Source organism: Streptomyces graminilatus (genome assembly GCF_001418565.1).
GTDB classification, from domain to species: Bacteria; Actinomycetota; Actinomycetes; order Streptomycetales; family Streptomycetaceae; genus Streptomyces; species Streptomyces graminilatus.
The window spans coordinates 1-10,905 of the sequence record NZ_LIQQ01000591.1 but is presented as its reverse complement, the minus strand read 5'-3'; the positions used below and the strand labels follow the sequence as shown (position 1 = coordinate 10,905).

The window sequence follows — 10,905 nt, the reverse complement described above, 5'->3', positions numbered from 1 at the left end:
GGCTGCTCAACGGCCCGGCCGCCTCCGCCGCCCTCCCCACCCCGGTCAGCGCCGCCACCGCCCGCACCTACCTCGCCTCGCTCACCGTGGCGGCCGAGGACCGTACCGGTTACAACCGCGATCTGTTCCCCACCTGGAGCACCATCAGCGGCACGTGCAACACGCGTGAGTACATCCTCAAGCGGGACGGCACGAACGTCGTCACCAACTCCGCCTGCACCGCCACCAGCGGCAGTTGGTTCTCCCCGTACGACGGTGCCACCTGGACCGCCGCGTCCGACCTCGACATCGACCACCTGGTCCCGCTCGCCGAGGCCTGGGACTCCGGGGCGAGCGCCTGGACCACCGCCCAGCGCAAGGCCTTCGCCAACGACATCACCCGGCCCCAGCTCATCGCGGTCACCGACAACGTGAACCAGCAGAAGAGCGACCAGGACCCGGCCGAGTGGATGCCGTCGGTCACCTCGTACCGCTGCACGTACGTCCGCGCCTGGGTCCAGGTGAAGTTCTACTACGACCTCACGGTCGACCCGGCGGAGAAGAGCGCGCTCACCGGCTACCTCGCCAACTGCTGAGCACCCACCGGCCGCCCACCCACGACACCACGCGGAGAACCTCCCCGCCCTCCTCCGCCGCCCGTACCGTACGGTGCAATGGAGGAGGGTGATCGCATGGCGGCACTTCGCCTGGGACCACTGCTGAGGTACGCCGACGGCTCGTCCGCGACCGTCTGGGTCGAGGCGAGCCGTCCCTGCCTCGCCGAGGCACGCTGCCCGGACGGCGCAGGCGGCGAGACCCGCACCTTCCAGGTCGCGGGCCACCACTACGCGCTGATCCCGGTGACCGGCCTGACCCCGGGCACGACGACCCCGTACGAGATCCTGCTGGACGGCGTCCACGTGTGGCCGCTGCCCGACTCACCCTTCCCGCCCTCCGTCATCCGCACCGCCGAGGACGGTGGGCGGGAGGGAAAGGTGGAGGCCGGAGGAGCGGGCGGCGCCTTCCGGGTCGCGTTCGGATCCTGTCGCTGGGCGGCACCGGCCGCCGACGGCAGGGACCCGGTGGGCGCGGACGCCCTGGACACCCTCGCGGCACGCATCGCGGCCGACCCGGCGGCCGAACGCCCGGACGTCCTGCTCCTGCTGGGCGACCAGGTGTACGCCGACGAGGTGTCCGACGCCACCCGCGACTGGCTGGCCGCCCGCCGCGACCTGTCCGATCCGCCGGGCGCCGAGGTCGCGGACTACGAGGAGTACACCCACCTCTACTACGAGTCCTGGCTGGACCCCGGGATCCGCTGGCTGCTCTCCACCGTCCCCACCTGCATGGTCTTCGACGACCACGACATCATCGACGACTGGAACACCAGCGCCGCCTGGCTGGCCGGCATGCGGGAGACCCCGTGGTGGCGCGAACGGCTGCTGAGCGGCCTGATGTCGTACTGGGTGCACCAGCACCTGGGCAACCTCACCCCGGCCGAACTCGCCACCGACCCGCTGTACGCGGCCGTGCGCGAGAGCCCCGACGGTACGGACGTGCTGCGGGCCTTCGCCGCGCGGTCGGACGCCGATCCCGCCTCGGTCCGCTGGAGCTACCGGCGCGACTTCGGCCGCGTACGCCTGCTGATGGTGGACAGCAGGGCGGCCCGGGTCCTCGACGAGGACGAGCGCGCGATGCTGAACCCGGGCGAGGAGAGCTGGGTGCGTGAACAGGCACTGGCGGACCCCGGCTCGTACGACCATCTCCTCATCGGCACCTCGCTCCCCTGGCTGCTGCCGCACCTGGTGCACGACACCGAGGCGTGGGACGCGGCTCTGTGCAAGGGCGAACGGGGCGCGCGCTGGGCCCGGTTCGGGGAGCGACTGCGCCGGGCGGCCGACCTCGAACACTGGGCGGCGTTCACCACCTCGTTCACCGACCTGGCCGGCCTGATCGCGGAGGCCGGCTCGGGCCCCCGGGCGCCGGCCACGGTGCTGGTCCTCTCGGGCGACGTCCACCACGCGTACGCGGCCGAGCCCACCTGGCCGGAAGCCGCCGACCACCCCGACGCCCGCGTCCTCCAACTGACCTGCTCCCCCGTACACAACGCCATCCCGCTGTCCATCAAGGTCGGCTTCCGCCTGGGCTGGAGCGGCCTGGGCCGCGCCGTGGGCCGCCGCCTCGCCCGGCACGGCCGGGTTCCGCGTCCACCGGTCACCTGGCGCCGGACGGGCGGCCCCTGGTTCGGCAACATGCTGATGACCCTGACCCTGCACGGCCGTTCGGCCCGGCTGCGGCTGGAGCGGACCCAGGGGGAGAAGGACGGCACACGCCTGGAGACGGTCATGGAGTCGAAGCTGAGCGGGTGAGACGCCCGACCCCGACTGACTGACCGTCACGCTCGTTCGCGCGCAAGGTAATTGACATTGTCATATCCATGCAGGGCGCCCACCGGGCGACGGCGACCGAAGTTCGCCCCAACGTGTCTTCGGTCACATTTTCGGACGCGGACATGACAGGGCGGACGCCGCGCCGGAAGTCCCCAACAACGGCCCCACCTGCGGAAATCGGCGAATCGGGGCGACAAGCGGAGGTCCACTCGAAAGTGAGGGAGTGGCCAAATGTTGAACTTGCAACATTCGATTGAGCGCCCATACGGTGGATTCGCCGCTCGGTTCCGTCCCCCCTCAAACCGACCGCCCCCAGCCCTCGAAGATGAAGGACTTCGGACGGATCGGCCCCGACCGAAGGAGACACCCCCCACATGTCCGCTCGCCTCAACAACGCACAGCCCTACGCCATCGGCCTCTTCCGGATCGTGGTCGGCCTGCTCTTCGCCTGCCACGGCGCCCGTTCACTCTTCGGCGTCCTCGGTGGCGGGCACGAGACCGTGGCGGCCGGAACCTGGCCCGGCTGGTACGCGGCCGTGATCGAACTGGTCGGCGGCGCCCTGGTCCTGCTGGGCCTCGGCACCCGCGCCGCCGCGTTCATCGCCTCGGGCGCGATGGCGTACGCGTACTTCGACGTCCACCAGCCGAACGCCCTCATGCCGATCCAGAACGACGGCGAACTGGCCGCCGCATTCTGCTGGGCGTTCTTCCTGCTCGTCTTCACCGGCTCCGGCGCCTTCGGCGTGGACAGAATCCTCGCGAAGCGCTCATCGGGCGTGACCGGGGAATCGCGGACGAAGACCCCGGTAGCGGCCTGACCCGACCGCTCGGACCGATCCGACCGCTCGGACTGGTCCAACCCGTCGGACTGATCCAACCCGTCGGACTGATCCAACCTGTCGGACTGATCCCTCCGATCGGCCCGACAGGTCCGATCCCTCTGTTCCACCGCTCGTTCGTACGCCGGTGCCCGTCCCCGCTCCCGGGGGCGGGCACCGGCGTGCGTCAGGGTGAACATCGTGTGCCGAACATATGAGCCCCCCGTGGATCTCCCGCCGGACCCGCCGCGTACGCTGTATGGCTGTCACAGGCCGCCCGCGCCGCTCCCCTCGTGAGGCAGCGGCACGGAACAGGCCGACGGGGGAGTTTCGGGGAGTCTGCGGTGCTTGAGAGTGTGGGGTCCTTGACCGGGACCCCGTGGATCTACGCCCTGGTGGGCGTGTCCGTCCTGTTCGACGTCCTGGTGCCGGTACTGCCCAGCGGCGTCCTTGTCATCACGGCCGCCACGGCTGCCGCCGCCGGTTCGGGCGCGGCCACCGGGCGGGTGCCGCACGAGGTGCCGGACATCCTCGCGCTCACCCTGTGCGCGGCCACGGCGTCGGTCCTCGGCGACCTGGTGGCGTACCGGCTGGCCTGGCACGGCGGGGCGCGCCTGGACCGCGCGATCGCCCGCTCCCGGCGCCTGACCAGCGCGCAGGAACGTCTCGGCCAGGCCCTCGCGCACAGCGGCGGCATCCTGGTCGTCGTCGCCCGCTTCGCCCCGGCCGGCCGCTCGGTCGTCTCCCTCGGCGCGGGCGCCGCCCACCGCCGGGTCGGCGAGTTCCTCCCCTGGTCCATCCTGGCGGGCCTTGCCTGGGCCGCGTACAGCGTCGCCCTCGGCTACTTCGGCGGGCAGTGGCTGGGCGCGACCTGGCTGGCGACGGGCGTCTCGGTGGCGGCGTTGTTCGGGGCGGGAGCGGGGGCGGCGTTTCTGATGCGGCGGCCTCGGGTGACGGGTGCGCCCCTTTAGAGGGCATCGATCCGCCCCGGCGACGCTCGGTCACAGTCCCCTATGGAGCCCCCTGTGGCTGAGCGGGTCCGGCTGACGGGACGCGTTGTCGGCGCAGGAGCAGCTCTGCGGGCCGCCACAAGGCGAAGGCCAGGCCGAGGCCGACCGGGATCTGCAGGAACTGCTGGATCACCGGGGGCCCGGGTCTGTCCCCCCGCCTGAGCGGGACACGGCCCTGCGGATCGACGGTCACCGCGTAAGTACCGCCTACCGCCCACTTCCAGTCGGGCCCTTTCTCCTCGATCGGGGACAGCGGTGGGCCGTCGAGGACGGTGACCGTGTAGAGGCGGGGGGTGACACCCACGCCGTCGCCGGCGGACCACTGGATCTTTCGGACCCTGACGTGTTCCGTACGCCCGTGTTGGTGCAGTAACTGCTGTTCCAACTCATTGTTCTGAAGGAACAGCACCCCGAGGAGGCACACCGCACCCAGCAGCCACCTGATGTCCAAGTCCCAGCACGCGCCCAGGAACACCCAGGCGAAGAACAGCGCCATCGCGCACAACCCGTTGATCCACAGGGCGTGCGCGACGAAGGCCATGCGCACGATCAGACGGACGACCGCCCACAGCGCCAACGCTCCGCCGGCGCTTGAGGCGCCCACCAGCACCCGCCGACCCACGCCCGCCCACCTTCTGCCCGCCCACCCGCTGTCTGCTTCCTCCGCGCTCACCCTCACCCCTGCCTTTCGACGAAACCGCCGGCCTGGTGGTGCACTCGTTCCAATGTATGGATCGTTGAACGATCCTTCAATAGGATGGTTCAACATCCCATCGCCTGCTTCACGGACGCGGAACGGCGGCAACCAACCGGAGGGCTGCAGGAGATGAGCGGGCATCAGTTCGAACAAGTCGACGACCACGGGCGGATCCTGTTCAGCGACGACCCCGCGCTGCGGCTGGAGCGCGTGCTGATGGTTCTGGACACCACGGGAGGCACGGTCACCCTCGATCACATGCGGACACGTCACATGCCCACCGCCCTCTTCGAGTTCCGTCGCGCCTTGGGCGTGGGCGACTTCGGGTTCGTCATGCCGAGGGGAGCCTCGCCCGACGACATGCCCGAGGAACCGCAGATCGAAGGCGCCATCCTGTTCGGCATGAGGCGCCTGCCGCCCGAGTTCTCCGAGCTGTACCTGATCCCCGGATGGGAGCTGCACGAGATACCCGACGAACAGCCAAAACTGGATCCGCGCCTCGGGTACACCTACTCCCGGCTGGAACTGCTGACGCCCGACGGTGAGATCTACTCCCGGACCTGGGTCGAGCACGACCCCGAGTGGGCGGCCGCCGCCCTGCGTCACGGCTACGTCGTGTGCCTGTGCGGCGTGGAACTGGGGATCCACGCACCGTATGCGATGACCGAGGCGCAGCACACCGCGCGCATGCGCTACGGGGCCTTCCGCCTCGGATGCTCGATGGGTCTGACAGTGGGCGGATTCGTCGCCTACGTCGACCACCGCTGACGCGCGACACCGAGCCGGCGTGCATCGAGCAGCACCCGATACCGGTTCGCCGTTGGCAACCCGACTCGGAAGCGCACGATCTGGCGGATGCGCCTCACCTCCTTCACCCGCCCGGCCCCGGACAGGCCAGTTGGGGCAGCGAGCGGTTCGGAGAACAGGTCACCACCGCCAGGGAGAGGTACGAGGGCTGTTCGAGGTAGAAGCCGTATGACACATCTCTGCCGGACGCCAGTTGTTCGGCCGCCGAGTCGACCAGCGTGGCCAGCCGGGTGGCGTCCCGGTCGTACGCGCAGGCGAACCGGTGCGCATGCTCGGCCAGCGTCTCCCTGAGCCAGGCCGCCGCTTCCTTCGCCTCGTGCCAGGTGCCGCGCACCAGCGAAGGCGGCTTGATCAGCCAGTACGCGGTTTCCAGCGGCGGTAGATCGACGGTGGGGAACTCCGCCGACACTTCCCGGTAGCGCTGGATCAGTTCCGGCCTGCTTCCGGCCGGGGGCGGATCGGGATGCGGGGGCCGTCGTAGGGCCTCCTGATCGAAGCGCTCTTTCACGCCGGTCCACAGATAGCCGTGATGGTGCACCAGTCGTTCCCGTTCGAGGGGGGCGGGAGTTGTCGGGGAGAGGGCAGTCGGCCCCGCCCCTTGGAGGAGGAAGGGGCGGCGGCTGGCGCGGGAGCGCGGTTACCTGGCCCGGCTTGAGACCAGGTACATGGAGGGGATGTTTGGCAGGTCAGCCAAGGGAGTCGAGGGCTCTTGTGATGCACGCTCTCGCCTCGCGGCCGTGTACTGCGATGCCGGATAGCTCGGCGAACGCCTTGAGGTAGGTCCGGATCTCTCCGGGAGCCGTGATGTTGACCTCGGCCGTCAGGGTCTCGACAGCCACCTGGGCGTAGTCGAAGGCGTAGAAGGCTTCCAGCGGCCAGACCGTGCGGCGGGCCGTGAAGGGGATGATCCCGAGCGAGACGTTCGGCCGGGACATGATGTCCAGCAGGTACCTGAGCTGCCCGGCCATGGCCGCCTCGTCGCAGACCCGGTAGTAGAGGACCGTCTCTTCCAGCAACAGCGCGAACCGGTGGTTGCCCTCATGGACCACCCGCGACCGGTTCAGACGTGCCTGCACGGCGTCGGCCACGTCGTCAGGGGTGCCCTGGAAGTCCGTGATGGACCGAAGAAGCCCTGTGGCGTAGTCGCCGGTCTGGAGCATGCCCGGAACCAGGTTCGAGGCGTAGACGCGGAAGTGGCGCGTGCGCTGGTACAGCGGCGTGGTCTTCTCATGGACGCGCCGCATGCCGTCGCGGTGGAGCTGCCGCCACTGGACGTACATGGACTCAGCAGTACGCGAGGCTGCGATCAGATCTGCTGCCTGATCCTCAGCGCCGCAGGCCCGGCACCATGCCCGGATGTCCTCGTCGGACGGAGCAGTCTTGGCCCCAGCGATGCGAGACGACTTCGACTTGTGCCAGCCGCACAGGTTCGCCAGTTCAAGCCCAGTGAGCCCGGCGTCTCTCCGGATCTCGTCCAGAAGGGTAGCGATGGCCGCACGGGCAGCCTGGGCGGTGGACAGCGGGGACGTAGGCATGAACTGGCGTACCGGGCTTCTCAGATGGCGTACTTCTCGTGCGGGACGGCGCGCTCCCAGACGGCTTCGAACGCGGTCGAGCACAACCGGGCGACCGCCGGCTCGTCCGTCTGATCGGTGTGCACCCAACGGCCCTCGCCGTCAAAGACATTGAACTGAACGACGCGGCCGTCGAAGAGCCAAAAATCGTTCCCCGGAAGCACAAGGCCGGAAGCCTGCCGCCTCGGGAGCCAGCGGATCTCCTCGCCCGCAGCGACGTTGGTGAACGTGAACGAGTGCTCGTAGCGGATGTACTCGCTATGTGGCTCGCCTACGATCCGGGCGCGCCGCATCACGACTCCCTTGGCGGTGACCTCTTGGACGAGGTCGAGCCACGGACGCCACCACGACTCACGGTCGTCCGGGTCGAGCCGGTGACCCCGCCTCCATGCCGCGAACCCCTCGTCCTCGTTGGAGGTCGCGTACACGTCGCGCATCTCAAGGTGCACAGCGGAACGCTCCACGGAGCGGATCAGATCGGCAAAGTTACTGAGGCTCTGCGCCATCAAGTGCCTCCTTCAGAAGCGGGATCATCCGCTGCGGCAGCCGGATCACGCCCTCATGGTCCGGGAGCGGGCTGTCCTGGACGGTCCGCTCCAATGTGTCGGCATCAGCCTTCACACCCTGGATGACGAGATCCTGCGTCGACTCGTCCACCCACACGGCCGGGCACCCGTGGTCTCCGGACTCCGGATCTTTGCCGACGAACCGTAGCTGCATTGTCTCTCCCAACGTCGAGCCGGTTGCTGCCGGTTGCACAGTGAGCCTCACCTGGGCAGAAGACGGGGGTCAAGGCGAACGTACCCATCGTGCAACCGCGTGCAACTTGGTGGACCGCCCAACTCCCCGCTTCCTACGGTCGTACCTGGAGTCACACGAGTTGGGGAGACGCGATGGCAGCCACACGCCACAAGACCACGCAGGAACAGCCCATCGAACTGCCGACCGGTCTGAACGCCTGGCTGCTCGACTGTGCCCCCGTCAGGGACTGCGCGACCTGCCAGTCCGAGTACCAGCTCCGCAATGCAGCCGAGAAACGCGGAGACATCACCCAGGCCGCCAAGCACGCCACGAGCGTCCGGGACCACGCCGGGGGCGCGCACTCATGACGATGGACATGCAGACCTACCGGGACGGCCGCAAGCAGGCCACCGAGGCGGCGGAGGCCATCCGGGAAGCCCTGGCCGGTCTTGACCTCCCTGAGAGCGTCTGGGGCAGCGTGCGCCCGATGGTCACTCGCTCCGGTAAGCCCTACGTCCACATCGGCATGGTGCGGGCAGATGCGGCGGAGGCGATGGCCGAGGCCATGCGGGCTCCGGCTGAGTCCGAGCAGGGCCAGGTCTAAGGGGCAGTCAACTTCTGCTTTCTCGTGCCGAATAACCGTCATTGTCAGTACTCGACGGTGACGCTGCCCGGGACGTTCCGCACGGCGTCGCGCATGGTGGGGTCGACCGGAGGGTCGAGGGTCAAACAGACACGCCGAATCGCGCCGGGTCGATGCCGGCCGCGTCCAACTCCGCCGTGGTGAACCTCAGCGGCTGTGCGTCAGGCCTCTTGCTGTCGCGGAGGGCTCAGGTGTCGTCACCGATCCGGGCCAGCGTCACGCACACGAGCTTGCGCAGCGACGCCGTGGCCGTCCGCATCAGGCCATCCGGTAGTCCGCGTGCGGCACCGCCAGGGCCCAGACCGCCTCGAACGCATCGGCGCACAGCTTCACGATGGCCGGATCATCGGTGAACTCCTCGTCGTCCGGGGCGAGTTCGCCATCACCGGCGAAGTGGTGGAAGACGACCGAGGCGTCGTCGAAGAGCCAGAAGTCGTTTCCGGGCAGGGCCAGCGCGGACGCGCGACGGCGCGGCAGCCAGCGGACCTGCTCGCCTGCCTCCACGGTGGGACCGGTCAGGTGGTGTTCGAACCGGATGTAGTCCGACACGGGCTCCGAGACGATGCGCGCCCTGCGTACCTCAACTCCCTGGGCCACGACGTCGGCGATGAGCCGTAGCCATGGCCGACGCTCCGGATCGCTGTCGGCGGGATCGTTGCGGAGGCCGTTCTGCCAGGCCGCGAACCGGGGGTCGGAGCGCATGTACCCGTCGCGCATCTCCAGATGCACGGCGGAATGCGTGCAGCGACGCAAAAGGTCTTCAAGAGTCGGTACCGACACCGTTCCTCACCTCCGAGGAGTGCGCTGCGCCACGTCGGCGAGGAAGTCCGCCCAGGCCATGAAATGGAGGGTGAGGCGGGGACCGGAGGGGGTCTTGGAGTCACGTATGTGGATGGTGGTGGGGGCGGTGGCTATCTCGACGCAGGCGGAGCCCTGTTCGCTGTAGGTCGATTTCTGCCAAGTCGGTTCAGTCATGGTTCGTCTCTCAGATGTCTTGGGCGATGCGGCGGATGAGGTCGAGCGAAGGCGCGGGCTTCAGAGCGACGGCCTCCATGCGGTCCAGGACGAGCCGGTACATCTCCAATCGTCCTGCCCCATCGACGAGTTCGCTGCCGTGTGCCGTGTCCACCTCGACGGTGTCGAGGACGGGTACCGGGCCGTGGAAGTAGTCGACGGCATGACCGGTCGTGGGGAACGAAGTGCCGTCGAAAGGGATCACACGGAGGCCGATGGCTGGGTGCTCGCTCATCTCGGTGAGGTGCCGCAGCTGCGCCCTGGCCACCTCGCGCCCGCCGAACTGCATGCGCAGGGCGGCCTCGTGGACGATCGCCGTGTACGGCGGTGGCTGCTCGCGGTGGAGGATGGCCTGACGCTTGATGCGGTGCGAGATGCGGTACTCGATGTCGTGCGGGCGTAGATTCGGCACCGCTTCGCGGAACAGCGCGCGAGCGTGTTCCGGTGTCTGGAGCAAGCCGGGGATGTTGATGACCTGGGCCACGCGCAGCGCCGTGGCGTGGTGTTCCATCTCGGCCAGGTCGAGGAGGCGGGACGGCAGGGTGTTGCGGTACTCCTCCCACCAGCCCCGTGTGCGGTCGGCGGCCATGGCGGCGAGAGCGTTGACCAGAGGCTCGTCCGTGCAACCGTAGATATGGGCGAGCGTGTGCACTCGTTCCGCACTGACGCCGAAGCGGTTGGCCTCGATGTTGCTGATCTGAGCCTGAGTCGTGCCCAGGGATCTGGACGCCTCGGCAGCGGTCATGCCGGCGCGTTCCCGTAGTCGGCGCAGTTCTACGCCGATTCGGAGGCGTCGTGCCGTGGGGGCAGGCCTCGGCGCCATGTCCTCACTCCTTTCGTACACCTGGCGTGGGGGGTCACCCACACGAAGCATATCGCTGAAGGTTTTGCAGAATTCCGCAAAACCTTCAGCACGCGCAGTCTACGGTGAAACCCAAGCCACCCACCCCCGACCGACAAGCCGGAAGCGCACCGCGCCCCCACCCACGCGCGGCACTGCCACCGCCCGGCCGGGACATCGAGTGAGCCAAGCCCCTCCACCGCAGGAGCCGTCCATGCGCACCGTATCCCCGTCCAACACCTGGACGTACACCCTCCGCCTCCCCCATGACCCGCGCGCGGCACGAGTCGCACGTATGACCGTACGGACCGTGCTCGACAGCCACGGCAGGCCCGAAGTCCTGGACGCCGTGGAGCTGTTGACCTCCGAGTTGGTCACGAACGCCTACCGG

General features: G+C 68.9%; 16 protein-coding genes and 1 pseudogene. 8 read left to right on the top strand and 9 right to left on the bottom strand.

Going from position 1 to position 10,905, the window contains the following annotated elements:
* The first annotated feature begins 2 nt into the window (after positions 1 to 2).
* The 4 genes from AOK08_RS37430 to AOK08_RS37415 all read left to right on the top strand — a co-directional run bounded on the left by AOK08_RS37430 (position 3) and on the right by AOK08_RS37415 (position 4,158).
* Positions 3 to 575, top strand: a complete 573-nt coding sequence (locus AOK08_RS37430) for an HNH endonuclease family protein (protein WP_198539508.1) — start codon at positions 3 to 5, stop codon at positions 573 to 575.
* A 96-nt stretch (positions 576 to 671) separates the two neighbouring features.
* Positions 672 to 2,348: an alkaline phosphatase D family protein gene (locus AOK08_RS37425; protein ID WP_055534397.1), complete on the top strand. Its 1,677-nt coding sequence runs from the start codon at positions 672 to 674 to the stop codon at positions 2,346 to 2,348.
* Positions 2,349 to 2,743: 395 nt separating this feature from the next.
* On the top strand, positions 2,744 to 3,187 hold the full coding sequence (locus AOK08_RS37420; RefSeq protein WP_055534395.1) for a DoxX family protein: 444 nt from the start codon (positions 2,744 to 2,746) through the stop codon (positions 3,185 to 3,187).
* 344 nt (positions 3,188 to 3,531) lie between these two features.
* Entirely contained in the window at positions 3,532 to 4,158 is a 627-nt protein-coding gene (locus AOK08_RS37415; RefSeq protein WP_055534393.1) for a DedA family protein, read from the top strand.
* 40 nt (positions 4,159 to 4,198) lie between these two features.
* Here the strand turns inward: AOK08_RS37415 and AOK08_RS46185 are convergent, their stop codons facing one another.
* Positions 4,199 to 4,819: a hypothetical protein gene (locus AOK08_RS46185; protein WP_055534391.1), complete on the bottom strand. Its 621-nt coding sequence runs from the start codon at positions 4,817 to 4,819 to the stop codon at positions 4,199 to 4,201.
* 204 nt (positions 4,820 to 5,023) lie between these two features.
* Here AOK08_RS46185 and AOK08_RS37405 point away from each other — a divergent pair, with 204 nt between their 5' ends.
* Complete coding sequence (locus AOK08_RS37405) at positions 5,024 to 5,662, top strand: hypothetical protein (protein ID WP_055534403.1); 639 nt, start codon at positions 5,024 to 5,026, stop codon at positions 5,660 to 5,662.
* A gap of 103 nt (positions 5,663 to 5,765) precedes the next feature.
* Here the strand turns inward: AOK08_RS37405 and AOK08_RS37400 are convergent, their stop codons facing one another.
* From AOK08_RS37400 to AOK08_RS37385, 4 genes are all read right to left on the bottom strand, one after another.
* Complete coding sequence (locus tag AOK08_RS37400; protein ID WP_055534389.1) at positions 5,766 to 6,239, bottom strand: hypothetical protein; 474 nt, start codon at positions 6,237 to 6,239, stop codon at positions 5,766 to 5,768.
* A 148-nt stretch (positions 6,240 to 6,387) separates the two neighbouring features.
* Positions 6,388 to 7,236: a helix-turn-helix domain-containing protein gene (locus AOK08_RS37395; RefSeq protein WP_055534388.1), complete on the bottom strand. Its 849-nt coding sequence runs from the start codon at positions 7,234 to 7,236 to the stop codon at positions 6,388 to 6,390.
* 20 nt (positions 7,237 to 7,256) lie between these two features.
* A complete protein-coding gene (locus AOK08_RS37390) occupies positions 7,257 to 7,781 on the bottom strand; it encodes a DUF6879 family protein (protein WP_055534386.1) in 525 nt (174 codons plus the stop codon).
* Positions 7,762 to 7,995 (bottom strand): hypothetical protein, encoded by a 234-nt coding sequence (locus tag AOK08_RS37385; protein WP_055534384.1) that lies wholly within the window; start codon positions 7,993 to 7,995, stop codon positions 7,762 to 7,764. The genes AOK08_RS37390 and AOK08_RS37385 overlap by 20 nt, the downstream gene beginning before the upstream one ends.
* A 173-nt stretch (positions 7,996 to 8,168) precedes the next feature.
* On the opposite strand from AOK08_RS37385, the gene AOK08_RS37380 reads away from it, so the two are divergent.
* Positions 8,169 to 8,384: a hypothetical protein gene (locus AOK08_RS37380; protein ID WP_055534382.1), complete on the top strand. Its 216-nt coding sequence runs from the start codon at positions 8,169 to 8,171 to the stop codon at positions 8,382 to 8,384.
* Positions 8,381 to 8,620, top strand: coding sequence for a hypothetical protein (locus AOK08_RS37375; protein WP_241827263.1), 240 nt, complete (start codon positions 8,381 to 8,383; stop codon positions 8,618 to 8,620). Before AOK08_RS37380 ends, AOK08_RS37375 begins: the two co-directional genes overlap by 4 nt.
* Positions 8,621 to 8,741: 121 nt before the next feature.
* Here the strand turns inward: AOK08_RS37375 and AOK08_RS48015 are convergent.
* The 4 genes and pseudogenes from AOK08_RS48015 to AOK08_RS37360 all read right to left on the bottom strand — a co-directional run.
* Positions 8,742 to 8,882, bottom strand: a pseudogene (locus AOK08_RS48015) (DUF397 domain-containing protein); the annotation flags it as partial.
* A 35-nt stretch (positions 8,883 to 8,917) separates the two neighbouring features.
* A complete protein-coding gene (locus AOK08_RS37370) occupies positions 8,918 to 9,439 on the bottom strand; it encodes a DUF6879 family protein (RefSeq protein WP_055534380.1) in 522 nt (173 codons plus the stop codon).
* Between the two features lie 6 nt (positions 9,440 to 9,445).
* Entirely contained in the window at positions 9,446 to 9,634 is a 189-nt protein-coding gene (locus tag AOK08_RS37365; RefSeq protein ID WP_055534378.1) for a DUF397 domain-containing protein, read from the bottom strand.
* Positions 9,635 to 9,644: 10 nt separating this feature from the next.
* The gene (locus AOK08_RS37360) at positions 9,645 to 10,496 is read right to left on the bottom strand and encodes a helix-turn-helix domain-containing protein (RefSeq protein ID WP_055534376.1); all 852 of its coding nucleotides are present in this window, start codon (positions 10,494 to 10,496) and stop codon (positions 9,645 to 9,647) included.
* 199 nt (positions 10,497 to 10,695) lie between these two features.
* Between AOK08_RS37360 and AOK08_RS48010 the strand changes: the two genes are divergently transcribed.
* Positions 10,696 to 10,905: ATP-binding protein (locus tag AOK08_RS48010; RefSeq protein WP_241827262.1), on the top strand; the 210-nt coding region annotated here is incomplete at its 3' end.